Below are 26882 nucleotides of genomic sequence, written 5' to 3'. Positions count from 1 at the left end.
CCCCGCTGCACTCAGCCTACGCAAGCAGGATGCCTTATAACACTCGTTGCGCGGCAAAGGGGCTGTGGTATTCCCCGTTTGATGTCGGTCAGGTTGGTAGCATCAATACATCCATAGATAGATAAATAGATAGCGGCCATTATTGAAGGTGAGTCGGGAATTCAAGCGCTTGCGCACTCCCGTGCAGCCGCATTTCCCTCGCCAAGACACGACAATGCCCCGGCCTGGCGACAGGACGGGGCATTGTCGTAGTGAGTGGGCCACATGAGGTGAACTCACCACCTCTGACGGCCTACTGACCGCCAGCGCTAACGCCGAAAGACCACACTCAGATTGTTCGCCGGCATCTCGACCACCTTGTCGAGCCGCAAGCCGTTGCGCTCTGCCTCCTCGATGACCGCCTCCAGATCACGCACGCCCCATAGCGGGTTGCGGCTCTTGAGCTGCACATCAAAGCCTTCGTTGCTCGGCGCCGTGTGCTGCCCTCCCCGCTTGTAGGGGCCGTAGAGATACAGCACGCCGTCCTTCGGAAGGCGTCGACCGGCCTGCAACATCAGCTCGGATGTGACTCGCCATGGTGATATATGGATCAGATTGATCGCTACCAGCGCATCGCAGGCCACCTCAGGCCACTCGGCCTGCACATCCAGCGTGATCGGCGCCTTGAGGTTGGGCAGTGCGGCCTCGGCCCGCCAGTCCGCGATGGATTCCAGCGCACGCGGGCTGGCATCGCTGGGCTGCCACTCCAGATGGGGGAGCCCGTGGGCGAAATGCACGGCGTGCTCGCCACTGCCACTGGCCAGCTCCAGCACCTGACGTCGCTGGGCCAGCACATCCCGCAGAACATCGAGAATCACGTCACGATTGCGGGCGACCGCCGGGCTGGCGAGACGCTGGCTGTGCGCCACCTCGGCATCCTTCTGCGATGATTGCGACGCTGCGCTGGGCAAGTCATCGGGTAACTCGGGGGTGGCCATGCAGCACTCCTTTCAACAGGGCATATGACTCAGAACGAAAAGATGGCGAGATCATAACAAAGCGCCGCACCCCTGAGGGGCGCGGCGCTTGAGCAAACAGTGATCGGATCGGGGCATTTCGGTCAGGCTATCTCGTTCGGGCTATCTGAAGCAGGCCACATGAACGACTCTAGCGGGCACGCGCCACCGTGGAACGGGCGCGCCAGAAGTCCAACACTCGCAGCGGGTCACCCACTTCATGGGCCTTGTGTTGCGCGTTATGCGCCATGGCACGCGTGGCATCACGATCGCCCAGCAGGCGCTCGAGAGCGGCTGTCCATTCTGCCGGGTCATCCCCCACCAACAGGCCATCGACGCCGTCCTCGATCAAATCCACATAGGGCGCCCGGCGACTGTAGATGCCCACCCCGCCCATGCGGGTGATATCGAGAAACCGCAGCCAGGAGGCGGCACGGTTGTCGGAATTCTCCATCAAGGGCGCCAGGCCGATGGCGATTCGACGCCGCGAGCAATAATCCTGAAAGGCCTCCCAGCTGACGGCCTCCATCGTCTTGAGGCGGGGAATATCGCTGAGCGCCAGCGGCAGATGACGCCCCATCATCAACTCCACCTCACTGTCCGAGTGTCGGGTCTGGATATCGCGCAGCACCGGGGCCAGTGTGAGGATGTCCTCACGATGCGCCAGGGTGCCGTGAAAGCCGATGCACCAGTCGCTCTGCTCGAGATGGTGAAGATCCGGCAGCTTGCCGGTCAGTGGCGGCGTCAACAGGCTGACTTTGGGATGCAGACTCGCCAGAGCGGCCTCCAGCTGCTCGCTGACCACGACGATCTCATCCGCCAGCGCGAACAATCGCTGCTGCAACTGAGCCGCTTCAGCCTCAGAGCCTGCTTCAGGGGTGGCATTGCCCTGCTCCGCTGACAGCAGCTCAGGCGAATACAGATGATCGACGAGGTAGCAGATACGACCGTGCTGCTCACGGTGTGTTTCCAGCATCTCGATCCATTCTCGCCCCAGGCTACGCGCGATCAGCAGGCAGGCGCCGATAAGGCGCGCCTGGGCAAGCTTGGGGGAGAACTTCCAGCGGCGGGTTTCAAAACGCTCGACACGTGTGCCTTCCTTGCGCAACGCGGCCATGGCAGGCAGGAAGAAGTAGATATCTTCCAGCGCCTGGGCTTCATCACTGAGTACGATCCAACGAGGAGTGGTCGGGAAGGCGGTCATGTCAGTCTCCTTTACTCGAGGCATTCATGGTCCCGGCACGTTCGGCGTTACCGCCAAACAAGCGCGAGCGAGAGCACACACTGACTCTGGGACGCTTACTTTGAGCTTAATGATTTCTGGGCATCACACCACTCAAATTTTGCTGGTGTGTAGCGGATGTAATCAACGTGTTACCTGCGTTGGGCACCAATTCGCCGCTGGCAGCGCCCGATTGGACGGCCCCAAGTCCAGAAACGACAAGGCCCGCAGGGTAAGCTGCGGGCCTTGTGGGTTGATGACCCCGATGTCGAATCGGGTCATGTGCTTTGCGTGACGCTGACTCTCATCACGCCACGCGTATCAGTTCATGGCGGTCTTCACCGAGTGCCGTGGCACGGCGCACATCCTCCAGTCGCTTGAGCAGGTACTGGCCATAGCCTGTCTTGCTGAGACGCTGGCCGAGCGCGAGCATCTCATCGTCATCGATCCAGCCATTGCCCCAGGCGATCTCTTCCAGGCAGGCGATCTTGAGCCCCTGACGATGCTCGATGGTCTGCACGTACTGCCCCGCCTCCAGCAGGCTGTCATGCGTGCCGGTATCCAGCCAGGCGAAGCCACGCCCCAAGCGCTCGACATGCAGGTCGCCCCGCTCCAGATAGGCATTGTTGATGCAGGTGATTTCCAGCTCCCCCCGAGAGGAAGGCTTGACGCGCTTGGCGATCTCCACGACATCGTTGTCGTAGAAATAAAGGCCGGTCACCGCAAAGGGCGAACGAGGATGGGCAGGCTTTTCTTCGATGGAAAGCGCCTTGCCCTGCTCGTCGAACTCCACCACGCCAAAGCGCTCCGGGTCCTGCACCAGATAACCGAAGACGGTCGCCCCCGTGGCACGGGACGCGGCGTGCTTGAGCTGGCCCGTAAAGTTGGGGCCATGGAAGATGTTGTCCCCCAGCACCAGGCAGACATCATCATCACCGATGAAGTCCTCGGCGATCAGGAAAGCCTGAGCCAGCCCGTCCGGGCTAGGCTGCACGGCATACTCAAAGCGAACGCCATATTGCTCGCCACTGCCGAGCAGCTGCTGATACTGCGGCAAGTCCTCAGGCGTCGAGATGATCATGATGTCCTGGATGCCGGCCAACATCAGGACCGAGGCGGGATAGAAGATCATCGGCTTGTCGTAGATAGGCAGCAACTGCTTTGAAACGCCTAACGTGATCGGGTGCAAGCGAGTGCCGGAGCCCCCCGCGAGAATGATGCCTTTCCGTGCCATGTTACGCTCCCTGTCCCTGCTGAATTTCCGCTGTCGTCGCGGATCAGTCAGTGCCTACGCTTCCTGACCCAGCGAACTGACAAGCTCACCGGGCTCCCTGACGCAGCATCTGATTCAGCTCATAGCGTAAACAGCAAGAAGGCCGCCTGCAGTATGGTTTTCGCCGCAAGATTGCGCATTTTATTGCTATTTATACTACTTATCAAAATATCACTAAATCAATATATATAGCTCAGAGCTGGGCAAGGCAGGAGCATGATGAGACTCATGCCAAGTCACCTCAGGCAGTTGAGTCACTTCAGCTCCTGCATGGTGCCCGGATCAGATCTCGGCTCCCAGACGCTCTCCCTGATAGCGGCCATCACGAATCCGCTGCCACCACTCAGGATTATCCAGATACCACTGAACCGTCTTGCGCAGGCCCGACTCGAAGGTCTCCCGCGGCCGCCACCCCAGATCACGCGCTATCTTGTCGGCATCAATGGCATAACGCAGATCGTGCCCGGGCCTGTCGGTCACGAAGGTGATCAGATCACGGTAGTGCGCAAGGCCTTGAGGCTTTTGCGGCACCAAGGCTTCCAACGTCTCACAGATCAGGCGAACCACGTCGATATTGCGCTGCACGTTATGCCCGCCGATGTTGTAGCTCTCCCCCAGCGGCGCCTCGCACGCCACCTTGATCAAGGCACGCGCGTGGTCCTCGACATACAGCCAATCGCGCACCTGATGGCCATTGCCATACACCGGCAGTGGCTTGCCCGCCAGGGCATTGAGGATGGTCAGGGGGATCAACTTCTCGGGGAAGTGATAGGGGCCATAATTGTTCGAACAGTTGGTCATCACTGTCGGTAGACCGAACGTCCGCTGCCAGGCTCTTACCAGATGGTCCGACCCCGCCTTGCTGGCCGAATAGGGCGAACTCGGTGCATAGGGTGTCTGCTCCGTGAAGCCGGGGTCATCCTCTGCAAGATCACCAAACACCTCATCGGTCGAGATGTGATGGAAGCGGAACGTCTCAGCCTTGGCAGGATTCACCAATGCCAATTGCTTCCAGTAACGGCGTGACGCCTCCAGTAACCGGCAGGTGCCCATGACGTTGGTTTCGATGAAGGCCTCCGGCCCATCGATGGAGCGATCGACATGGCTCTCGGCGGCAAGGTGCATGACGATATCCGGCTGATGCACACTGAAGATTCGTGCCAGCGCCTCGGCATCACAGATGTCCGCATGCTCGAAGACATACCGCGGATGATCACTGACGGACTCCAGCGAATCCAGATTGCCCGCATAGGTCAGCTTGTCCAGGTTGACCACTTCATGGGACGTCGAATCGATCAGCTCGCGCACCACGGCAGAGCCGATGAACCCGGCACCGCCGGTAATCAGGAACTTCATGCTTCACCACCTCAGCCACGCACTCGGCGCAGAAAGAAAATTGAGAGTGCAGAGAATCAAGGGTCAGAGTCATGGGGGTACCACACAACAACCCCGGGCTCGTCCCTTGTTGTCTTCTGATGATACGCCACCGCCCCGCCCGCCCTTGGCCGATTAGCGTGCAGTATCACAGCTGAAATTTCTCGCCCGAATGGCATACCCACATAATGAGAACCAACTTATATAGAGAGCCAGATGACTCCGTCTCCAGTATGACAGGCACAAAAAAGCCCCGAACGCGTAGCGAACGGGGCTTTTCACTCTCTCGTCCATCATGAGGGAGGCCTGGCTTGCAAGGTGGCTAAAGGATGAGCCTCAGGGCTTGATGACACGTAAAATCTGACGTCATCAATAAAGCTCACTGACTCCTGGCGCTATCACAACGCCCTGTCACAACGCCCTGTCACAACGCCCTGTCACAACGCCCTGTCACATGAGCCTGAATCAAAGATCCCCATTGTCAGCAGGCACGAACCAGGAAGCCTTCTCACCTCGCGCGTCGGCCTTGCGATCATCACGCTGCCGCTCCGCTTCCAGCACACGATATTGGAGACGATTGATCCACTCGAAGCCAAGCCCTGGCAAGGGGGAAAAGGGAGTCGTGCGACTCATCCCCCACAGTGCAAAGCGTGTACTGCCCTGCTCTGCTTCACCACGCCCATGCATGCCATAGGTATTGGCGATCAACAGTGTGTTGGCCTTGACGGCAAAGTGCTTGACCTCGCCTAGACCAAATCGCTCGAGATCCCCTTCATCCACACGGAAAGACCCACGCTGTGTGTATCGATTGGGATGGTCGCGTGCGATCAGGCTCATGTGCCTTTCCCACGACAGACGCGCTGACGACATGCGCGTGGAGCCCGGGACAAACATGAAAGGCCCCTGGGCAGGCGTCACATCCTGAAGATACAGCCAGAACTTCATGGTGGGCTGGAAGGTATCCACATGCAGGGACTTCTGGGGGTCACGCTCATGGCTTTCAAGCACGCCATTGTGAATACGCTCCAGATGCATGATGGGCTGTCGCGCATGGCCACTGCAGTAACGCATCAGGCGCCGGAACCGCTTGTCACGCATCAATGCCTGCATTTCCGGCAAGGCTGCGACATTTTTCGGCGCCATCACACGACGACGGGTCAAGGTATCTGCCTGGCGGCACTGACGAATCTCGCCACGTGCTCCCTCTGCCTCCCTGACCAACCGCTCGTACTGCTCCGCAGGCAGAAAATCCTCCAGCAGCAGATAGCCATCATGCTGGAAGGCCTTGCGCTGCTCTCGCGGCACCCCATAGGCAAACCAAGCCTGACGTACGCGCATTATCCAATGCGCGAGGGATACTCTAATTATAAAGAGACCAAGTTTATTTAAACAATAGGCTAGGACGCCTAGATTTCTAAAACTTTTATTTGAAGTAAACCATAGAAAAAAGTTCACAATCTTTGATCCTCAAGCTAATAAAGTGATGCCTTATAGCTTTTTGTGATCCCATGATATATGCTCTTTTACAACTTTAGCAGGAGTGCCAGCGCATAAACAATGACTGGGCAATGATTTAGTAACTGTAGAGCGCGCAGCAACAACTGATCCTGTTGCAATAGTTACCCCTTTATAAACATTCACTTCTTCTGCCAACCAAACGTTATCTTCAATCTTGATATCACATGCTTTATTTAGTCTTTCACCAGTATGCTGATCCACAATAGAATGCTGATCAGATGTTCTAAATCTTACATTAGCCAGAAGACAATTAGCGCCGATCTTAATACTGGTACCGAATTCACCACAATGAATCCTAGTAGCATTGTTATTTATTTTTGTACCATCGCCTATAACAACACTACAATTATCTTCTACTATAATGATACCGCCTACACGGCAATTACAACCTATCGATACACTAGAATTGCTACCTTTGTATAAAACCTTCAGATTAGTTACAGTCACGCCCTCTTCAACTCTCAAGCTATTATCCCTACCTCTCAGATCAACTTCAAACCTAGCCTTAACTACTAAATCATTAGAGTAAAACAAATTATGACGACTCAAATTACCTTTGATATTAATTTTTTCCATTGCTCAATCTCATTTATATTAGTCGAAAACAATATATGGCTTTTCATGTTAAAACAAATTGCAGAACCACTCTTATTAAACTACTTACATAAGCTAAACTAGCTTTAAGGCGAACCACCTTACAACACTAACAAAATACGGAGATGAATAACACAAATAACATCGAAAAATCTTACGATCTAATTATACTTTCTTTGAAATGTATTATAGTCTTTTTCCACGATGTGAAACCCTATCAACATACTTATTTAAAGCTTGCGTATAGCTTTAATTTAAGATCAATGTGTAAACCAGAGAGAAGGTTTATAATGATACTATCCTCTCTAGAAAGCACCCTCTTTCTGTCTGATGAACTATAAGATAGGAAACACTCAGACCGATCAGATTGTATTCATTCATTATTAAATGACTGGCGCCTGTTGTGTATTGGTTACAAAGGAATATAGTGGTTGTACATCCAGCAAGAACGCAGGAGGAGCTGTTTCAAGTTCATATAGGAGTCATCAGCCGAGTCACTAACTCATCACCGATATTGCTAATGAAAAGTTTCAACATCTCATTCATCTGCAGTTCATTCGATTTGCCACATTGATTATAAATATATGGCTTTAACACTTGTATTATAAAGATGACGTCTGCTGAGTTGACGCTCACCTTGCACGATTGATACAACCGGCAAATGATTTATCAATGGCACTCCCAAGCGAAAAAATTCACGAGTTATTCCCATTCAAAAGTCAAAGTCACTAGAAATCATGGCCTGTGATAGAACGTGCCTAGGTTCTGTACGAAAAGTCGGCTCGTAGACAGCGGCGTATGCAAGCTACGCATACCATCGCATAAAAGCTACGGGCCAATTTCTCATATCGCGTCGCAATACGACGGAACTCTTTCAGCCAGCTGAAAGAGCGCTCCACGATATTTCGCTGACGGTACATGGGTTTATCGAAACCACGTGGGAGACCTGGCCGGGGCTTTCGCTTCATCTTTCGTTGAGCGATGACCGGCTTGATTCGTGCACGGTCGCAGTAACGGCGCAACTCGTCACTGTCATAGCCCTTGTCTGCCACGATGTAGCGGCAACGTTTTCGTGGCCGACCAAGACTCCCCGGTAGATGAACCTTTTCCAGGGTGGGCATGAAGTAACGCGTATCCGACTCTTGCCCGGCCGACAGTGTGAAGGCGATGGGCCAGCCAAGGCGATCGCAGATCAAATGGATTTTGGTCGTGATACCGCCACGACTCCGGCCCAACGCATGGTCTAAGGGTTCTTCAGATCCCCCTTTTTGCCTCCACCAGCGGAGGCGCGTGTTGCACGAACGGCGGTTGAATCGATCATCCAGGTCTCGAGATCCATCAGGCCATCTTCGCGAAGCTGAAGTTGAAGGCGCGACAAGACCGCCTCAAAGGTACCGTCATCACGCCATTGTCGAAACCTGGTGTAGACAGTACTCCAAGGGCCATAGCGTTCGGGAAGGTCACGCCACTTGGCGCCAGAGCAGAGAACCCAAAAGATGCCGTTCAGCATCTGCCTGTCGTCTTTACTGGGTCTACCCATCGATTGAGCCGGTGAAACGATGTCTTCGATCAGCTGCCATTGGCTATCAGAGATTTCGTAGCGTCCTGCCATACCGCACCTATGCTGGATGTGCATGAATCATATTAGCAAAAACGACTTTTCGTACAAAACCTAACAGTAGGTATCCCTGCAGTAAAAATAATCATCCTAAATCATAATGGGATAAGTCGAACTTTTAACCCAACTGGGACTTAATTTCATCCAATAACTTATCTATAAATATAGATCTAACGTAAATTGAATCAATTACATGATGGTCAGGCTTTGTTGGTATAAAAGCTGAACGAATCATACCAGTATTTAGGTCTGTCAATTCATCATGCAAATCAAAGTAACTCCAATTGTTAGCAGAACACATAGTCTTTAAATGGTTATTAAAAATGTTTGTCATACTAATTCTATAAAGATCCGACGGGAATTCAGCTTTCATTCTATTTATAACAAGTTTAGCCTTACTTTTATCTTTAATATTTTCCGTTATAATCCTTCTTGTATAATTAATAGCTTTATTTCTAGAGGAAACCAACACCGGTGGATTTAAACCTTTTACAACCACCGGTACGCCAAGATCTTTAATAAAATTAGAATATACAGTCAGTGTACTTAGAGCCCATTCGTTAAACTCAAAATCCTCCTCTTTTACATATTTCTTATAGTAATAACCAAGTTCTAAATCAACTTGACCGAACCCTATACAAACAACATCTGGCTTAAATTCATCTATACTATATAAGATTTTGTCATACAGCCCTAAGGTCGAATCTCTTCTACCAAAGCCATTAATTGTGCCCCCAGCATAAACATGATTATTAATCTCAATGCCTTCTATATTATGTTTTAAGTATCTTTTAACTTGCTCAGTCATGCCAAAATATAGAGCATGCGAATCGCCAAAAACTAAAATCTTCATATATACTCCAAAAATCAATATAGCCTTTATGTTTAATACTTTTAACGATTCATACTCACTAAATTTTTATTGCTTCTGTATATGATTGCATTTGGCATAATATCAAATTATACAACTCTCGCAATATGTCTTTAAATTATTATAGGAATAAATATAATAATACACAAGCCTAGTGTTCATATGGAAGGGGGATTACACCACTTTTGTAAATATGTGGAGGTAGGCAGTGGTCTAAGTATATAAGTTGACTAACATCTATAGTCAAAGCAAGTCATTATACTGAGAGACAACTTTTAAGCATGCTTATAGGACACAAAGCCATTATGTGTAAAAGTGATTGGTAAATTACAGATGCCAGAGCACAGCTTAACTAACTAATAATTTCTTTACTAGTTTTTCTGAAATCATAGGCCTAGAAGCTATGAAAAAATCTTCAGTAGGTAGCTCAGGCTCTATCTGTAAAACATCACATGCTCGCATATAATCTTCTTTAGCTCGTAGGAAGTATTTACCGTTGTTATTAAACCGACTAGACCAGGTAGCACTATTGTTTACAGCCTCTAGGCCTTCATAATAATCAACATTATATCGTATCCAAGATCTATTATTATTAATACTCAGTAAAGCTTTAGGTGGTATAAAAACAATATTATTACCATCATAAACTTCAACACCCTCATTCCCGCCATATACCAAATTTGGGACCCAACCTCCCGGGTTGGAAACTTTTGTAAAATCTCCTATTGGTATATCGACTCCAACCATTGCATTGATTTTTTTTATAGAAGTGTCACTGTAAGTATCTTTAGTCGATAGAGCTAAAATACGTTCACGGCCAAAAGTATCAACAAGGCATTGACACTCTTCAGCGTAGGTAGAAAAATATTTTTTTATGGCGAACTTAGAATAAAGAGTATAGTTTCCTCTATTCCATCTCTGGCGTCCAGACTCTTTATATGCACCCTTCAAATCGTGGAGATAATGAGAGACTATTCTGTCAAAATAGTTACGCAAGCAAATAACAAAGTAAGTATCTTCACCAGCTAAAGCGCCACATAGATTTTTTACAATGGCACTAGAGTTTGGGCTGCTTAAATAAGATGGTGTAGCATCCAAATATATTTTATCACTTTTACCTGATATGTAATAACTGTTTATATCAGAAATACAACTATTTCGTGAATAAAATCTCGTTTCTTTTCTAATAGGTATGTTGAATATGTTTTCGCCATGATTTAAAAAATAATCATGCAAAAAAGTAGTGCCTGCTTTTGCTAAACCGGGAATTATTAAATGTCTCATTGAGTTATTATCCTTCCTAAAAATCTTCAGTTGAAAATGATACTATAGATTTACGGCTGCATATCTTGTGATATATCTCAACCAGTTTGTTGCTTGCTAATATTTGGCCATTAATCATATCTGTACTCTTCAACAAAGAGGTTATTTAGCCTAATCTCGATAAATTAATGGCTCAATATAGCTATTTCATTAAATAACAACGAATCAATTCACTAAACTCTAACCAACAAATAACACCACTAGCAAAGCTAGATCAACTAGTGTATATATCAATTAACACTACAAACACAACTTACGATCCTTATTTAATTAAGATCACTAAACCCTAGCATTAGTTCATCGATGTTTGTATAAATGATTGAAAAATCAATTTACTTTATTTTAGCTGTAGCGACCATTTCAAATAAATGAATTTTTCAAAAAATCATATTACCTTTATAGCATCCTGAAGTTTGAGGACTCCTGTCAAGGCACCATTATCATCCACAACCAACAGAGAGGTGACATTGGCTTTCAACATAGTGTTTTCGGCAACCGAGAACATTTCGTTTTCATTGATCGTCATGGGGGTGCGGGTCATGATATCGCCCCCTGTCACGTCATCCAGCCCTTGATTATCGAAGAGTGAGCGACGCAAGTCACCGTCCGTGATCAAGCCATGAATAATGCCATTGTCAGCAATGACGGTCAGCCCTAACCCGCCTTGCGTGATCGTCATGATCACTTCGCGCAAGGAATCTGTCGGGGTATTACAGGGGACTGGGGAGTGCATGACATCACGGACACGCGTCAGCAAACGACGACCAAGGCTGCCGCCGGGATGGAACACCGCGAAATCCTGAGGCATGAAATGACGGCGCTCGATCAAGGCAACGGCGAGCGCATCCCCCATGGCCAATGTCACAGTGGTCGAGGTAGTAGGCGCCAGATTGTTGGGGCACGCCTCACGATCAACACCGACATCGAGCACCAGATCACTGTTCTTGCCAAGTGTCGAACTGGGATTGCCTACCAAAGCAATGATTTTGACCCCGAAATGTTTCAGTGACGGAATCAGGCGAATGACCTCTTCTGTTTCTCCACTGTAGGAAATCAGAATGACCACATCCCCTTTGGTGAACATCCCCAGGTCGCCATGATAGGCCTCTGCTGGATGTACCGCGAAACTGGGGGTGCCGGTCGAAGCCAAGGTGGCCGCAATCTTGTTACCAATGATACCTGACTTGCCCATCCCGGAGACGATCACTCGACCAGAGGTCGTCATGATCATGCGTACCGACTCTTCAAACTCATTTCCCAATCGCTCAGAAGTCGCTTGCAGTGCCTCCGCCTGAGTCACGAATACCTTCTTTCCAATCTCGACGCTTGGCATTTCCTTACCCTCGGAATCTGTCCATGATGCTTGGCTGCCCAGCAGAGATGTGCTGAGCAGCTTCCTTCATTGTTTATTGTGCAACTTTAGCAACATTGCCGAGGAAACCCGAAGCAGTGCTATAAACCGCTTCCCTCCCCTGTGCAAAAAGGATTCGGTCGGCCAGCTCTCTGACAGCGCCCTTGCCCCCTGCCAGTGACAACACTTCATCGGCTTGTGCCTTGATATAGTCCGGTGCATCCGCGACAGCGTAGGCTCTACCACAGGCCTCGGAAGCTGGGAGGTCTATGACATCATCGCCAATGAATACTGTCTGCTCCGCAGTCGCACCCGCTGCCGCCATCAATTCCTGGCATGCAGCGTGTTTATCCTTCACGCCAAGCTTGGCATGAGAGATCCCGAGATCGGCAATGCGTTTGCGCAGCGTGGCAGAATCACGTCCCGAAAGGACCGCCACCTGAATGCCTGACTCCTCCAGCAAGCGGATTCCCAAGCCATCCCGCACATGGAACTGCTTCAAGGATTCCCCCGAGGCATCGTAATAGATACCACCATCAGTCAAGACGCCATCAACATCCGTAATCAGTAGCCGAGTCTGAGCCAATGGATCAGGCTTGCTCTGCAGTGTGCGGCCTTCTATCAGAGCACGTACCGTCTCCAGACACTCAGGGGTATCAACGCCGGGCCCGGTTTCCTCTACCTCAATGACATGGATCTTGATACCGGCATGCATGAGGCGAAGCTGTTCCAGCGATTCAGCACGTTCTGCCATGGACTGGGGTAGCCGTGAATATCCTTCCAAGACCTCGCGTCGATAGGCGTAGACACCGACATGCTTACGATAGCTGGCTTCTTCAACCTCGCGAGGGTAAGGAATCGGAGAGCGACTGAAGTACAAAGCATCATCGAATTGATCGCACAGAACCTTGACCGTGTTCGGATTCTTGGCTTCCTCCGATGAGATAGCATGACAAAGTGTCCCCACTTTTGCCTGGCTATTCTGCATGGACGCCACCAGCAGCTCGAGGTCCCCCGGCCGTACCAATGGCTCATCGCCTTGCACGTTGAGGTAGATATCGGCGGAAACCTTCTGCATTACCTCAACCAGACGGTCCGTGCCAGAGGCATGGTCTGGTGAGGTCATGACTGCCTGTCCCCCAAAAGCCTCTACTGCGTCGAATACACGCTCGTCGTCCGTGGCAACCCATACCGCATCAATGCCAGATACCTGAGTGGCACGCTCCACCACATGCTGCACCATCGGCTTGCCAGCAATATCTGCCAGGGGTTTCCCTGGCAGACGGCTGGAGCCGTAACGGGCAGGAATGATGATGACCGTTTTCTGGTTCATCTCAATCGTCACGACGCTATTCCCTGTGCAGACTTATTCAATGACCAGTTCTGGCAACGACTTCACTGCATCATCGATAGCCTTGACCTGTTGCAGGAAAGGTTCGAGTTGATGCAGCGGCAAAGCGCTGGGCCCATCGCACTTGGCGTTGTCGGGGTCCGGGTGCGCTTCCAGGAACAAGCCTGCCAGACCAGTGGCCATACCGGCTCTCGCCAATGTCACGACCTGCTGACGACGGCCACCAGAAGCGGCGCCGGTCGCTTCACGCTGCTGCAAGGCATGAGTGACATCGAAGATGATCGGAAGATTCCCGGTCACGCGCTTCATGACATCGATGCCGAGCATGTCGACCACCAGATTGTCATAGCCAAAGCTGGTGCCACGATCACAGAGAATGAGGTCGCTATTGCCTGCTTCCTTGAACTTCTCGACGATGTTTACCACTTGGCCAGGGCTCAGGAACTGCGGCTTCTTGATGTTGATCGTCTTGCCTGTCTTCGCCATGGCTACCACCAGGTCCGTCTGGCGAGCCAGAAATGCCGGCAGCTGCAGGATATCGGCCACTTCCGCGACAGGCTCACACTGCCATGTCTCATGGACATCAGTAATGACCTTGACGCCGAACTCAGCCTTCACATCCTGGAAGATTCGCATGCCCTCTTCCAGGCCCGGGCCACGATACGAATTAATCGAGGACCGATTGGCCTTGTCGAAACTGGCCTTGAACACATAAGGAATACCAAGCCGATTGGTAACCTCTACATAATGTTCACAAGCACGCATCGCAAGATCTCGTGATTCGAGAACATTGATTCCACCAAATAGAGTAAAATTACTGATATTTGATAACATTATATGGGCCTTAGCAAGATATATTTTTGAAATTTGTATCGAGAACGTCAAGATCAACTCTCAAATCATGAAGCCTTTTTTGACCTGTACCGTTATCGATTTGTTCGCACAAGATAACGGTTGCCTCCAAAGAGTTAGCTTTTGCTAAAGCCAACATTTCTGACCCCCAAGTTTTGTATTCAAAAATAATAACTTTGCAAGTGCTTTTACAAAAATTTAAATTTGCCACACCTGCACCATGAGGAGTGACCACATAGTCGGCATTGTTAAATATATTAACCTGCTGCTGTGGAGTTAGATCCTCAGCGTGAATAGTAGTAAAGTTATTATCTGTAAGCCAAGAATCAAAATCCTTTTTATTATATACTTTTCTACCTCTGGATTTCTCTCTGCTTAAATATACTCGCTTAGGGCTAGAGCTTACATCAGTTACATTCAACACATCCTTGAAGCTCTCTAAATAATAACTTCCCAGCCCAACTGGCAAAGTCTTATTTGCTAATAAAGAAGGGACATATATACGATTTAGCTTCACATTAGAAATTTCGCCAACCTTACATATATTATCTCTATTTATTCCCAGCCAGTCTAAATGTTGAAGCTGAACATCTGTAACATTATCATTTACTATCAACTTAAGGTTGTTAAAATTAATATTGCCAGCTTGAGCGATGAACAACCGAGGTAAGAAATTGTTTAACCAATGCCAATAATTTTTCATTCCACCTATAAGTAAATAGGTATTTTCATCTGTTACATCTTTTTTAATCTCATGATTATATTCATGCAGAACATCTAGCTCTTTGAAGCTAGCGCCATATTTTTTGTTTAGTATGTGCGAGTTATTTAGATCGGCAGCTACGTGGTCTTCAGAGTAACATAAGAACATATTGTCAACAAAACAATCTCTAGCCTCAACTAAGTAAGCAGGCTCAATTACTATAGAATTGTTTTTATCGCTCAAAATTCTTTTTTTAAAAACATCAACTTCAACAATATTGAAATTGTTAATTGCCGCAAACTCTTTAAGAGTTTTCTTTTTGTATTTAGCAACAGCATTATCGACGTTTTTGTATGAATTACTTATTACGTTACACTCATTACCATCATAATAATAACCGAGAGCAGATATACTGTTACGGCATATGGAATATATAATGTTTTTTACTTCTTTAGGTAACTTCTTGTAAGAGTGTAGAGAACCACCATGAATATCTTTCCACAGAGGAATTCCTCCGTGACCATATTCACCTTCTTTAAAGAAGGTGTGAGATTTTAATACTAAAGGGTTCCACTCTATTTCTAGAGCAACACAAATTCGTTTTAGAGCTATTGCTGGTTTCGTGACAAAGTCTTCATACCTAATAACAGGCTGATCTAGATTAGAGGCATCTAACATTTTTGCGTTATATAATACAGACAGAATCTTGAAACTATTCTCTTCTTGGTTCACATATGGCAACAATTTACTATCTATGAGCTTAGCCCATCGTTGATACTGTTTCTTTCTCTTGGAATACTTTAACTCATCTTCTGCTGTAATCTTGAAACTATTAGCAACTGCGAAAGGATTACGAGCCAAGACGAAACCCTTGTGAAAATACTGATGGGTCCATACTGCATTTTTTACCAAAATTACTGAACCAGAAGCAACCCCTGCTGCTTTAACATAGGGATCATCAGAAGATATTTCAGTCGGCTCAAACTGCATCAAATGTTTCCACAATGCAAGATCTTCAGCAGTGTCAGGTTCGTTTATTTGATGCACAACATGAATCAAAGGATGTGCATTTAAACAACGGAGCAACAATGTTTCTCCAGAACGAGAGAAACTATTCATATGGAAAACTTTATGCATTTCGGACATATTAGACATCTCTATTATCGATTGTAAATATCGTTGAATCTTACAATATCGTCTTCACCTAAATAGGAACCAGACTGGACCTCTATCATTTCTAACTCTATATTGCCAGGATTTTCCAACCTATGAGTTGTACCTAAAGGAATATATGTTGATTCATTTTCTGAGACCAAGAAAATTTTTTCTCCATTTGTAACTTTTGCAGTCCCCTTTACCACGATCCAATGCTCGGCTCTATGATGGTGCATTTGTAAGGAAAGTTGACCGCCTGGTTTTACGGTTATCCTCTTGACCTGGTAACGAGCTCCATTGTCAATGGCATCATACTTCCCCCATGGGCGGTTAACCTCTCGGTGAACTATGTGCTCTGTACGACCTAAAGTGGAAAGCTTGTTCGCCACGCAGCCAATTTTAGAGACCTGATCAAGTGTCGATACCAAAACAGCATCTGTTGTTTCTATAACAACAAGATCTGACACTCCTAATGTTACAACCAGCTTATTTTCTGCATTGACCAGACAATTGGTCGTATCAAAGTCAATGACGTCGCCGGAGAAACTGTTGGAATTTTCGTCTTTTACTTTTACATTATGTAGCGATCCCCAGGTACCAACATCAGACCACTGAATGTCAAAAGGATAGACAAATACATTCTTGGATTTTTCAAGTACTGCTATATCAATAGGAATGTCTGGGAATGAACAGAAGATTTCAGAATCAAAGCGAATAAAATCTGCGTCTTTCTGTGCTGTTTCCACAAGCGCTTCAGAAATGCTATAGACCGAAGAAGCATGCTCACGGAGTTCGTTAAGGATAGTTTCAAGTGTAAACATGAACATACCTGAATTCCACAAATAAGCGTCATCGGAGTCCATATATTCTAAAGCAAGTTCTTTTGAAGGCTTCTCCTTGAAAGATGATACCCTTGACAATTCATTCTTTATTTGTGGTTGAATGTAACCATACTCAGAAGAGGGATATTCAGGAGTGATACCAAACAAGACGATAGAATTTTTGATTGCATCATCAGCAATGACTTCTTCAACTTTATCACAAAAAGCGGAAGAGTCGCCAATATAATGATCTGCCGACAAAACAAGCATTGGTTCTTTGCTTGTTTTATTTGCAAGATGGCTGACAACAGCAATTGCAGGTGCAGTATTTTTACCAGTAGGTTCAAGTAAGATACTGGCATGAACATCCAATTCTCTTAATTGCTCTGCAACGAGAAAGCGATGCTCTTCATTACAAATGACATACATATTCTCATATGCCAGTTTTTCAACGCGCAGAACTGTTTCCTGAAACATGGAGCGTTCAGAGATAAGGTTCAGGAACTGTTTTGGATAATTCTTACGTGATTTCGGCCAAAGGCGTTTCCCTGACCCACCAGCCATGATACAGATATTCATCTGTTTACCTCCAGAAGATATTCATCGAGTATGAGATCATGTTTTATTTCTAGAGAGGAGTGTCTCTCATCTCTAATAATCAGATCAAAAGAGTCAAGGTCAATATTATCACGATCAGCATTTAATAGTTTGAATTTAATCTTACCTGTATAGTTGTATCTTTCCTCAAACAGTTTTCGATAAAGATTCGGTGTGATTTCTTCTTTATTTTTTCGATATGTTAAATCTAAAGTCGTATCATAATTTAGATAACACCCCACCGTCAGTCCTTCTTTATTAGTCAACTTCTTGGCTAAGCTTGAATACGGAACAGGTGCTTTGGCAATATCTGGATCAAGATTCAATATCGAGGACACACTCTTGGGAAAATTCTCGATATTACTTGTATTGTATAGATACAAATGATTGAAGAATGATAATTTACTATCCAGTTTAGGAGTCATGATCTCGCCGGATAGTACAGCTTGTAATTTATTCCTGAAACCAGGTAGGTCAGATATGACAGTCAGCTCTTCATGTGAGAATAAAGAATGACCAAACGAAATTACAGGTTTATCAATATAGATAGCCTCCATTCCTACAGTCGAGTTGACATTGACGACTGCGGAGGCGTGATAACACCAATCTTTGATAGCACCCGAGCTTCTATACAATACTAGGGGGTGCTGTGGTAAATTGATATTTGGGTCAACTTCCTCTGGGTGTGTCCTAACGATAATCTTATATTGCTTTCCCAAGCTACGGTTTATTCGATCTACCGCTCTGATTGTAGCAATAACCAGAGCTCTGGTTTTCTTTATATGAGGTGAGTAGAGTATATTATTTGTATCGGTCTGCACTTGTAGTGGGACAAAGATAAAATCCTCTTTACAAAGGGTATTTTTATCAGGCACTTCATAATCGTCAATCAGTTTATCTACAACGTAATGCTTAGGTATTATATTGTTCTCATAATGACTATACTGTCGAGATATCGAAGCGGCAGCATTAGCCCCAGTTGAATCAACAAAAAGAGAGTTTTTATAAAAAGATCGCTCAAGAAACCAAACTTTATAATTTTCGGACTTTGATGTTATGACTCTGAGAGTATTTGCCACATTGCCAGTAAAACCATTCCATATAAAAACATATTCAGGCGAAAACTCAGATAGAATTTTTAATAATGCACTATAATCTCTATCGATTTTAAACTTCTCATGCTTTATCTTATGCGGCTTATTGAATCTGGAATATGCTCTCTGCCTTTCGATAAACATTACTTCTTCATAATCATAAGGGAAGGAAGTAGGCTTACTATTGACTTCCTTACGGAATCTATCTAGATATACAACTTGCAAATTATATCGTGTGAAGAGCTTAGCTGCATTTTCGGAATACAGTAAAATAATCGGCTCAATATCACTAGCCTTAAGGTGCAACGCTAGTGGTAGTATTCTATTTTGATTTTCAAAATGATCGCCCGATTGAATTAGCGCATTCTTCATGACACTAACACCTTTTTCAATTCATTATAGGCTGTTGCTTCACCAAATTCTTCAAGTGCTCTTTTTTGACGAAATTCCAATAATTGATTGAATTCACGGCCAGGCATAATCTCAATTTTCTGAACTACATCAAGAAATTCTTTTTGCGTATCAGCAATAGTGGCGATATTGGTCTCACCGAGGCACTGACTCCCCAACTGATTGGTAATCAATAATTTACCTGCCAGTACAGCTTCAACGGATTTGAAGTTCAGCCCACCTTGTACAAGTACTGGATTCAAAGAAATATCTATTTTATCGTAAAAATCTGAAATACTATCCACAAACCCCATTTTTACGATGCTTTCATCGAAAAAGACTCTACTTGCAATAAGAGGGTTCTTGCAAATACTACCAGCGATATAGAATTTACTATTGGGTGAATAGGAATTCATCACTGGCCACCATTCGTCCAATATATAAACTAAAGCCTTAACGTTAGCATCCATGCCTCCGCCAATAAAACCATAATGCAAACAAGGCTTGTGGCCGATTTTACGAGGCCTTTTCAAAGCATAATTGAAAGCACTTGTTACATTTATCACTTTCTTAGTAAGCTCTTTATGCTTACGTAACTCTTTAGAGTCAGACTTTGAAATAGCACCAATATAATCGTATCTAGCCAACACTTTCTTCTCTAACCACTTATCATATGTCTGAAGCGACAGGAATCGCTTTTCATGCTTATTAGCTGAAAGATTACGAACGAACTGAACGTCATGTGTATCACATATTAAATTTGTTTCTTTCAACTTGTCGTCAGGGATGTAATCTAAGCACTTGGACATCCAAGCGTAGCTTACTATTATGTTCTTGTATTCATTCTCATCGTGAAGCTTGGCAAGCGTGATCTTGAGAGATTCTGTTGCCTTGTTCGAATAACGATCAGCGAAAAGCTCAGGCACTTTATTATTTTTTATAGTAAACTTACGATACTTTCGTTCAATTTCACGCCTTAACCATAATGTATCTGGCAACTTACGTTTATTATTCTTGAAGGTATAGACATTGGGGGCGATTGCACTCAGAAGACGACGAGCACGACTTACAGTATTACTGTTGCTACCCGTTATTATTGCATCAGTATAATAGCCAGAGTAGTTCAAAGCTGCTAGAAGTAAGAAAGATCTTTGGTGAGAGCCCATGGACAAGGGTAACATTGAGCCTGGAAAAACCAATATTGTATTGGCTTCATAACCCTTGAAAGGAGAGTAGCGCCCAATAGCACCATCGTACAATCCACTTATAGCGTCGGCTCCATGGGAAAGAAACTCGACTATCCATGTTATCGGAAGGATCTCTGTTCTTTCAAAGCCCAATAATATTACGCGCTTGAGAGTTTTTCCGGTCAAGAAGCTTTTCAAGCCTTCATAATCAGTCAGCTCAATAACATTATAAATAGACTCACTCTCATCGCAAGACGGGGTTAATATACTGAATTCTTCACCAGGAAAAGAGTCATATACTTTTTTTGCCGCCTGTTCGAATATTAACTTATCAGAAATTTTTGAGTATATGATGCTTTCCATCGTACAGAATTCCTTTAATACAAACTGTGAGAAATATGATTCAATCTTCTAAACTTTCTATATTAGCTTTGGCATTCAACATGTTTTTCTGCATCAACTCTATTGCACTCTCTATGACATCAAGCTCTTCGGATTCAAGCTCATACTTTTGCAAGTGGTCTTTAAGATATTGTAACGACTTGATTGCCTTGTTGTACTGATTAAAATTCTTCTTTTCTTCTTGTATCTTGATCCGATCATCTTCACTTATTATCTCTTGAAGAACCTTCATCTCTTTTTTTGTTTTATCATGTAACCCATTAAGTTTTTTTATTTTTTCTGTAGCCCAGTTGTTTTGCTTGGCTTTATTGACGGTTATTCCTATCCCTGCAACAATTGGCTGCAAGTTTTTGATTACTTCCCTTACTTCTTCCAATCGTTCGGCCGATAACACGCTGTCACTAGGTTTTTGATCAACTTCTCTAACATCAATAACTTTACTAGCTGTCGAATCAGCTAACTTTTTAGCCTGATTTCCATCATCATGATAAGCAATAATTGCATCATTGATATCATCAAACCAATAAGCAGAACCATTCTTTAGATAAATACCAGCCTGACATAGTTCGCGTAGTATGCCTTCCCCGTGAGATACGATAATCAAGGAAGACTTACCTACCTTGCTCTTGAAAAGTGCCTTTGCTTTTGCCTTGAAAGCACGATCTCCGACAGCAGTGGCTTCATCTGAAATAAACACATCAAAGTCGAAGGCTAATGAAAGCCCGAAGGACAGCCGTGACTTCATACCTGATGAATACGTCTTGACAGGATCATCAAATGCACTGCCAATTTCAGCAAAGTCCTCTACAAAAGAGACAATCCGTTCAACATCATTGCGGCGGCCTTGCGCTCGTGCAACAAACTTCACATTTTGTCGGCCGGTCAAACTACCTTGCATCCCCCCAGACAAACCGACTGGCCATGACACACGGCTATGGCGAATGACCTCTCCTCTGTCGGGCGTGTCCATACCAGCGATAAGCCTCAATAAGGTAGACTTTCCAGCCCCATTGCCTCCAATCAATCCGACACTAACACCAGTGGGTATTATGATATTAATATCACGTAGCACCCATTCATTACTATGGTGATTATGATACCGCTTATAGAGACTCTTTATCTCTATCATATTTAATCCCGATGCTCTTTGATAATCAAAATTAGCATACTAGCAATAAATGCCAAGAAAATGGTGATCAACGCGAATACCGTAATATTATATATTCTTTTCGGCTCGGTAGAATACTCTGGCATCATTGGGCTTTGTAGAATACTGACTTGTTTCAATTTACGTGCAGCCTCAAGCCTGGTGCTTTCCAAGGCGGCAATGGCACCAGAATAAGTTTCTTGCGCAAATTTTGCTTTCAATTCCAAAGATTGATACTGAGATGACACTTTATTTAAAGAATCGCCCGTTGCCTGAGCTAGTCTATCTCTTTGCTTTAGAATCTGCTCACGCATCGCTTCAATTTCAGAAGTCACTCTTTTCATATCAGAAGAGCGTTCACTTTGATAACTTGCCAATGCTTTACGCTGCGCTTGTAGCGTCGCGAGCTGCCCTTCAAGAGTTGCAACAACTTGATTGATGCTCTCTACGGTGCTTGTGGGAGATATCAAGCCTTCCTTGTTCTGGAACTTTAGGAGATCATCCCGTGTGTGATCCAACCTTGCTTCTAGTCGACCCAATTGCTTTTCAAGAAACATGACTTGCTCATCGGCTAAACGACGCCCCATTTCATTCATGTGCGCCTCGCCTTCATCGAGCAGTAACTGAGTCATCCGGTGTGCAAACTCAGGAGTATATGCCTGAACCTCCACATTGAGAACTCCTGCATAGTCATCCATTTCAACACTGACACGCTTCAAGTAATAATCATGCAGTTCCTCAATAGGAACATTTTCGTCTCCCAGAGTTGAGAAATAGTCACCGTGCTCACTATAATGCTGTCGAAATCCTAGTTTCTCATCAACCACCTTGAGCATATCAGTAGAAAGTAGGTATTCCCTTAACAAAAGAAGATCTTTATCTGAGCCTCCCCCAGTCAATATTGAAGAGAAATTGACTTCTGTTGAAGTTACCTGGGGGCTTTCCAGCACAACCGTTGCTTTGGATACGTAGCGATCTGTTGCCCAGAAGCTCCAATATAGAGTTACTAATAAAATAGCAAGTATTGCTATTGCCCAATGAGGCTGACGTTGGATGAAGGCTTTCATTGATTACTGTGCCTTGAGTTTATGAGAAAAACGGATATGCAACATTAGACCTAATGCGTTTGTACCCAGTATAAACGCCCACAAATAAAGCTCACTTGTCCCTTTGACAACATGATAGTTTTCGAAGAAGCCCAGCCTTAGCGTCTCTAAACCGTGAGGAATCGGGTTGATCATCGCATACTCAAGAAGCCAATGAGGCAAATGATTCAATGGAAACATCACACCAGAGATAATAATCAAAGGCAAGCTGGTAAGTTTTACTATTTTCTCAATTTCTTCAACGAGCGTCGCTAGAGCCGACAACGTCAACCCCAAGCCTAAACCAAGAGACCATAGCGAAAACCAACTAAAGAAGGATCTAACTACATTATCTGGATATAGCTCTAGGCCCAACAACCCTCCTATACAAATAAAAAGTATCAGCACAAAAGTTCGTAGCATACCATCTAGGAAAATACGAACAATAACTGGGTCGGTAGTCTGTACTTGCCGATACGTAAACAGCGCCTGATTTGCCTTTACCGCTGACATCCCTCGCGTCATTCCATCGCGTAGCAAATAAAATCCCATCAGGCCAGTGATCATCCATGGAATGAATGGAGCATTCACGATTAGCCTATCCCCTTTTATAAAGGAGCGTATACCTACCATTAGAGCTACCATTGCGAAAGGTTCTAGCACCATCCAGAACCAACCCATACGGTCCGTCATGGTGCGGCCAATCGCTTCGCGGATAAACATGGCGTACCAGACACTGCGCGTCACGGCCCAGGCGGAGCGGGCCTTGGGCCCGCTCCTCTTGTCGCCAAGTGGGCGTTCAGTTGGCGTGTTTATCTCACCGTTCATGTCACCGTTCATATCGCTGGCCATGATCAGAGGTCTATCGCGACTTTGGTGGCGACGGCGACCTGATAGAGAATCTGCGTGATGCCGGTAGCCAGCTGCAGATTCTTGGTCGGCGGTTCCGGCAGTACCAGAATCTGATCACCCGAGCGCAGCTCGACTTCCTCGGCATGACGCACGGCACCGTTCTGGCGCACGACCAGAATCTGGTCTTCATCCGCGTGCTGCGTGAAGCCACCGGCGCTGTTGATATAGTCCATCACCGTCATGCCCTGGGTGTAGACCATGGCCTGAGGCACCACGACTTCGCCGCTGATCAGCAGGGAATCGCTGATTTCCGGAATGGTGATGACATCGCCATCCTGCAGGCGCACATCGGCGATATTGCCGTCTTCACGTGCCACGACCAGTCGTCCGGTCGGTTCTTCCTTCTTCGCCTGCTCGACGAACTTCTCGATCATCTCGGCTTCCTGGACACGAAGCTCGGACTCTTCGGTGGTCGAGGAAGACGCGCCGAGATAAGTGGCCTGAAGACGCTTGAGACTGTCCTGCAGTGCCTGCGCCTGCTGTTCCTTGACGCTCTCACGGCGGATTGAAACGCTCTGGTAATCGGTCAGTCCTTTCGGCACCCCGACGGCATTGAGCAATTCCCCCAGGTGGGCATCGCGCGGCAATGCATAACGCGACGGGCCATAGAAGCTGCCTTCCAGCTGCACGACGATGGTCTCGTCACGCTGGTCGGCACTGAACAGCACTTCATCCCCTGCGCGCACGTCAGCAGCGCGGAATTCCGTCACCGGCAGATAGCGCGAGATGGGGCCGTCGGGACGTGAGCCACGCAGCAGCACGTGAGAGACACCTGACTTGAGGCGCGCCAGGTTCAGGACGTCTTCGCCACTCAGGCGCGAGTCGGTGAGCTCATAGCGGTAATCACGCTCGACATCCCCGACCACGCTGATCGCCGGGCCACGCTCCTCGACGACGACGGTATCGCCATCACGGAACTGCGGACGAGCGATCTCGCCATTGATCAGAAAGTCATACAGATCGACCGTATTGATGACGCGGCCATTGCGCTTGATCTTGATCTTGCGGTAGCTGCCCAATGCCTGGTCGATGCCGCCGGCCTGATCGAGGAAATACAGCATGGAATCATTCGGGGTACCGGCGTAGCGACCCGGATTCTTGACATACCCGGTGACGAAGACGCCCACCGGCTGCACGCCCTGCAGGTTGGTGTAGACGCTTACGTTCTCGGGATACACCTCTTGAATGGCGCTGCGTACCTTGCCATCCAGCTGGGCATTGGTGGTGCCCTGCACCTTCACCGGACCGATGCCCGGCAGGAATATGTTGCCCTGCGCATCGACAGGCAGCACGGACTCCATCTCGACCCCACCCCAGACACGCAGGGTGATCTGGTCACCCGGCTTGATGGTGTAGCTACTGTTGAGGCCATCGGCCATCATGCCGCGGAAACCACCGGTAAAGAGGTTTTCGCCGAACGGCGGCAGGGAATCAGGATCGGTCTGCGCACGGGAGGTCAGCGGCCCGTAGGTTCCGCTGCGCCAGTCGGCACGCGCCTTGTCTTCTACACTATCCGTTTTTTGCGGGATGCTGGAGGCCTGGTCATTGCTGGACAGGATGGAACCACTGTCCAGGCCGGCTGCCATGGCAGGGCTGGCGTTCAGGCACGCTACCGCCACCAGGCACCCGGCCCGGAGCAAGAATCTGGAAATCGTCATCGGGCTAGGCCCCTCGTAGTGCAAAGAAAATCGTGCAAAAAATAGAGCAATGTCGGTCAGGAATTACAGAGCCGACCACACCAGCCTGCTCCCCCCTGCGAATTCGGTACACGCTGAACCCGTTATGGGCCTTTCAGCGAGTAGGTGCCGAAAAGTTGCTGAGAAGTTATCGAGAAACTCCTCAGCGGGCCTCTTCCAGCAGGCCGGTCACCAGCCGCTGGGTCACCCAGGTGCCCTCACCGGCCTTGCCGTCGTTGCTGGTTCGGCACGCCAGTTCCTTGCTGGGCAGATCACGCGAATTGGAGACCGTCAGCTCACGACAGATACGCCCGCTGGCCGCGAAGTAGCGCTCATGGGCGACCACTTCGACATTGCTGCCCCAGGGGCTGGTCGGCACGGCAATCACGCTGCCGGGGGCGGCGCTGTCGAGAAATGACGAGACATCCGCCGGCAGTGACGCAGCGCCGGTCAGGTTGGCCAGGTTGGTGCTGCCGGCACCGGTGGATTCCGGATAGGAGGTCGCGCAACCGGTGATGGCCAGTGCCAGGCCTGCTACTGCCGCGAGACGCACGACATGCGGCAAGCGCTGTTTGAATCGGGATAAAGTCATGTGAGAGTCCTGAAACGGCAAACGCCCCCGCCTTGCGACGAGGGCTGATCGGCGTGAATGCATCAGCCGATGACGTTGTAGTGCTTGAGCTGATTGACCAGCTTGAGTGCGGTCTGCTCGAGGCTCAGTTCACCCGTGTTGATCTCGATTTCCGGGTTCTCCGGCGCTTCATACGGCGAGCTGATGCCGGTGAAGTCGCTGATCTCACCGGCACGCGCCTTGCGGTACAGGCCCTTGGGATCGCGCTCTTCGCAGACGCTGATCGGCGTGTTGACGAAGACTTCGATGAACTCGTCACTACCGACCATGTCACGCACGGTCTGGCGATCGGCCTGGAACGGCGAGATGAAGCTGACCAGGGTGATCATGCCGGCATCGACCATCAGCTTGGCAACTTCGCCGACACGACGGATGTTCTCGGCGCGGTCGTCTTCGCTGAAGCCCAGATCACCACACAGGCCGTGACGCACGTTGTCGCCGTCCAGCAGGTAGGTGTTGTAGCCCATGGCGAACAGCTGACGCTCCAGCGCATTGGCGGCGGTGGACTTGCCGGCACCGGACAGGCCGGTGAACCAGATGATGCACGGCTTCTGCTTGTTGCGATCGGCGCGGCGCTGCTTGGTGACCGCCATGTCGTGCCACACGATGTTGCTGGCGCTCATGGTCTCCTTGACCATGCCCGCACCGATGGTGATGTTGGACAGGCGATCAATGAACACGAAGCTGCCGGTATGCGGTGAACGCTGGTAGCTGTCCATGGCCAGCGGCTGGGTCAGTTC

At 47.7% G+C, this 26882-nt stretch carries 22 protein-coding genes; all 22 read right to left on the bottom strand.

What is annotated here, in order from left to right; genetic code table 11:
- Positions 1-308: 308 nt before the first annotated feature.
- A complete protein-coding gene (locus AOG28_RS15815; protein ID WP_082388900.1) occupies positions 309-977 on the bottom strand; it encodes a DUF938 domain-containing protein in 669 nt (222 codons plus the stop codon).
- A 169-nt stretch (positions 978-1146) separates the two neighbouring features.
- The gene (locus AOG28_RS15810) at positions 1147-2199 is read right to left on the bottom strand and encodes a glycosyltransferase family protein (protein WP_054557114.1); all 1053 of its coding nucleotides are present in this window, start codon (positions 2197-2199) and stop codon (positions 1147-1149) included.
- A 325-nt stretch (positions 2200-2524) separates the two neighbouring features.
- Entirely contained in the window at positions 2525-3451 is a 927-nt protein-coding gene (rfbA, locus tag AOG28_RS15805) for a glucose-1-phosphate thymidylyltransferase RfbA (protein ID WP_054557113.1), read from the bottom strand.
- A 321-nt stretch (positions 3452-3772) separates the two neighbouring features.
- Positions 3773-4846, bottom strand: a complete 1074-nt coding sequence (rfbB, locus tag AOG28_RS15800; RefSeq protein ID WP_054557112.1) for a dTDP-glucose 4,6-dehydratase — start codon at positions 4844-4846, stop codon at positions 3773-3775.
- A gap of 483 nt (positions 4847-5329) precedes the next feature.
- Entirely contained in the window at positions 5330-6202 is an 873-nt protein-coding gene (locus tag AOG28_RS15795; RefSeq protein WP_054557111.1) for a phytanoyl-CoA dioxygenase family protein, read from the bottom strand.
- A 150-nt stretch (positions 6203-6352) separates the two neighbouring features.
- Positions 6353-6958 (bottom strand): acyltransferase, encoded by a 606-nt coding sequence (locus AOG28_RS18755; RefSeq protein ID WP_152965457.1) that lies wholly within the window; start codon positions 6956-6958, stop codon positions 6353-6355.
- Positions 6959-7734: 776 nt separating this feature from the next.
- Positions 7735-8588, bottom strand: a protein-coding gene (locus AOG28_RS17925) for an IS5 family transposase (protein ID WP_152965456.1) whose coding sequence is annotated in 2 segments (ribosomal slippage) — positions 7735-8246 and positions 8246-8588 — 855 coding nt in all. Because the reading frame shifts where the segments join, the coding sequence is not laid out codon by codon here.
- A gap of 124 nt (positions 8589-8712) precedes the next feature.
- Positions 8713-9447, bottom strand: a complete 735-nt coding sequence (locus AOG28_RS18335) for a hypothetical protein (protein ID WP_152965455.1) — start codon at positions 9445-9447, stop codon at positions 8713-8715.
- 366 nt (positions 9448-9813) lie between these two features.
- Entirely contained in the window at positions 9814-10749 is a 936-nt protein-coding gene (locus tag AOG28_RS18330) for a hypothetical protein (RefSeq protein WP_152965454.1), read from the bottom strand.
- Between the two features lie 424 nt (positions 10750-11173).
- Positions 11174-12121, bottom strand: coding sequence for a KpsF/GutQ family sugar-phosphate isomerase (locus AOG28_RS15785; RefSeq protein ID WP_054557109.1), 948 nt, complete (start codon positions 12119-12121; stop codon positions 11174-11176).
- A 73-nt stretch (positions 12122-12194) separates the two neighbouring features.
- A complete protein-coding gene (gene kdsB / locus AOG28_RS17920; RefSeq protein WP_235507056.1) occupies positions 12195-13484 on the bottom strand; it encodes a 3-deoxy-manno-octulosonate cytidylyltransferase in 1290 nt (429 codons plus the stop codon).
- A 21-nt stretch (positions 13485-13505) separates the two neighbouring features.
- The gene (gene kdsA / locus AOG28_RS15770; protein WP_043333942.1) at positions 13506-14324 is read right to left on the bottom strand and encodes a 3-deoxy-8-phosphooctulonate synthase; all 819 of its coding nucleotides are present in this window, start codon (positions 14322-14324) and stop codon (positions 13506-13508) included.
- 10 nt (positions 14325-14334) lie between these two features.
- Complete coding sequence (locus AOG28_RS17915) at positions 14335-16191, bottom strand: glycosyltransferase 61 family protein (protein WP_160317889.1); 1857 nt, start codon at positions 16189-16191, stop codon at positions 14335-14337.
- 14 nt (positions 16192-16205) lie between these two features.
- A complete protein-coding gene (locus tag AOG28_RS17910) occupies positions 16206-17600 on the bottom strand; it encodes a mannose-1-phosphate guanylyltransferase/mannose-6-phosphate isomerase (protein WP_200906814.1) in 1395 nt (464 codons plus the stop codon).
- Positions 17597-19084 carry a capsular polysaccharide export protein, LipB/KpsS family gene (locus AOG28_RS17905; protein WP_082388898.1) on the bottom strand — a complete coding sequence of 496 codons (1488 nt, stop codon included), beginning with the start codon at positions 19082-19084 and terminating at the stop codon, positions 17597-17599. Before AOG28_RS17905 ends, AOG28_RS17910 begins: the two co-directional genes overlap by 4 nt.
- Complete coding sequence (locus AOG28_RS17900; RefSeq protein ID WP_082388897.1) at positions 19081-20652, bottom strand: glycosyltransferase family 4 protein; 1572 nt, start codon at positions 20650-20652, stop codon at positions 19081-19083. The genes AOG28_RS17905 and AOG28_RS17900 overlap by 4 nt, the downstream gene beginning before the upstream one ends.
- A gap of 40 nt (positions 20653-20692) precedes the next feature.
- Positions 20693-21820, bottom strand: coding sequence for an ABC transporter ATP-binding protein (locus AOG28_RS17895; protein WP_082388896.1), 1128 nt, complete (start codon positions 21818-21820; stop codon positions 20693-20695).
- 2 nt (positions 21821-21822) lie between these two features.
- On the bottom strand, positions 21823-22905 hold the full coding sequence (locus tag AOG28_RS18565; protein WP_054557106.1) for a chain-length determining protein: 1083 nt from the start codon (positions 22903-22905) through the stop codon (positions 21823-21825).
- A 3-nt stretch (positions 22906-22908) separates the two neighbouring features.
- Positions 22909-23775 carry an ABC transporter permease gene (locus AOG28_RS18560; RefSeq protein WP_235507055.1) on the bottom strand — a complete coding sequence of 289 codons (867 nt, stop codon included), beginning with the start codon at positions 23773-23775 and terminating at the stop codon, positions 22909-22911.
- 2 nt (positions 23776-23777) lie between these two features.
- The gene (locus AOG28_RS15745; protein ID WP_235507054.1) at positions 23778-25421 is read right to left on the bottom strand and encodes a polysaccharide biosynthesis/export family protein; all 1644 of its coding nucleotides are present in this window, start codon (positions 25419-25421) and stop codon (positions 23778-23780) included.
- A gap of 253 nt (positions 25422-25674) precedes the next feature.
- Positions 25675-26103 (bottom strand): DVU3141 family protein, encoded by a 429-nt coding sequence (locus AOG28_RS15740; protein ID WP_024950952.1) that lies wholly within the window; start codon positions 26101-26103, stop codon positions 25675-25677.
- Between the two features lie 62 nt (positions 26104-26165).
- The coding region (gene cysC, locus AOG28_RS15735) for an adenylyl-sulfate kinase (RefSeq protein ID WP_152965453.1) at positions 26166-26882 on the bottom strand (717 nt) is incomplete at its 5' end.

This window comes from Cobetia sp. UCD-24C, from assembly GCF_001306765.1.
Lineage (GTDB): Bacteria > Pseudomonadota > Gammaproteobacteria > Pseudomonadales > Halomonadaceae > Cobetia > Cobetia amphilecti.
This window is presented reverse-complemented; position numbering and strand designations above follow the sequence as displayed.

Excerpts from the sequence above, each read along its gene's own strand:
- kdsA (WP_043333942.1), bottom strand. The coding sequence starts at position 14,324 with ATGTTATCAAATATCAGTAATTTTACTCTATTTGGTGGAATCAATGTT.
- rfbA (WP_054557113.1), bottom strand. The coding sequence starts at position 3,451 with ATGGCACGGAAAGGCATCATTCTCGCGGGGGGCTCCGGCACTCGCTTG.
- AOG28_RS15785 (WP_054557109.1), bottom strand. The coding sequence starts at position 12,121 with ATGCCAAGCGTCGAGATTGGAAAGAAGGTATTCGTGACTCAGGCGGAG.
- AOG28_RS17895 (WP_082388896.1), bottom strand. The coding sequence starts at position 21,820 with ATGATAGAGATAAAGAGTCTCTATAAGCGGTATCATAATCACCATAGT.
- AOG28_RS17910 (WP_200906814.1), bottom strand. The coding sequence starts at position 17,600 with ATGAATATCTGTATCATGGCTGGTGGGTCAGGGAAACGCCTTTGGCCG.
- AOG28_RS18565 (WP_054557106.1), bottom strand. The coding sequence starts at position 22,905 with ATGAAAGCCTTCATCCAACGTCAGCCTCATTGGGCAATAGCAATACTT.
- AOG28_RS17905 (WP_082388898.1), bottom strand. The coding sequence starts at position 19,084 with ATGAAGAATGCGCTAATTCAATCGGGCGATCATTTTGAAAATCAAAAT.
- AOG28_RS17900 (WP_082388897.1), bottom strand. The coding sequence starts at position 20,652 with ATGGAAAGCATCATATACTCAAAAATTTCTGATAAGTTAATATTCGAA.
- AOG28_RS18755 (WP_152965457.1), bottom strand. The coding sequence starts at position 6,958 with ATGGAAAAAATTAATATCAAAGGTAATTTGAGTCGTCATAATTTGTTT.
- AOG28_RS18335 (WP_152965455.1), bottom strand. The coding sequence starts at position 9,447 with ATGAAGATTTTAGTTTTTGGCGATTCGCATGCTCTATATTTTGGCATG.
- AOG28_RS15815 (WP_082388900.1), bottom strand. The coding sequence starts at position 977 with ATGGCCACCCCCGAGTTACCCGATGACTTGCCCAGCGCAGCGTCGCAA.
- AOG28_RS15740 (WP_024950952.1), bottom strand. The coding sequence starts at position 26,103 with ATGACTTTATCCCGATTCAAACAGCGCTTGCCGCATGTCGTGCGTCTC.
- AOG28_RS18560 (WP_235507055.1), bottom strand. The coding sequence starts at position 23,775 with ATGGCCAGCGATATGAACGGTGACATGAACGGTGAGATAAACACGCCA.
- AOG28_RS15810 (WP_054557114.1), bottom strand. The coding sequence starts at position 2,199 with ATGACCGCCTTCCCGACCACTCCTCGTTGGATCGTACTCAGTGATGAA.
- AOG28_RS15795 (WP_054557111.1), bottom strand. The coding sequence starts at position 6,202 with ATGCGCGTACGTCAGGCTTGGTTTGCCTATGGGGTGCCGCGAGAGCAG.
- rfbB (WP_054557112.1), bottom strand. The coding sequence starts at position 4,846 with ATGAAGTTCCTGATTACCGGCGGTGCCGGGTTCATCGGCTCTGCCGTG.
- AOG28_RS18330 (WP_152965454.1), bottom strand. The coding sequence starts at position 10,749 with ATGAGACATTTAATAATTCCCGGTTTAGCAAAAGCAGGCACTACTTTT.
- AOG28_RS15745 (WP_235507054.1), bottom strand. The coding sequence starts at position 25,421 with ATGGCAGCCGGCCTGGACAGTGGTTCCATCCTGTCCAGCAATGACCAG.
- AOG28_RS17915 (WP_160317889.1), bottom strand. The coding sequence starts at position 16,191 with ATGTCCGAAATGCATAAAGTTTTCCATATGAATAGTTTCTCTCGTTCT.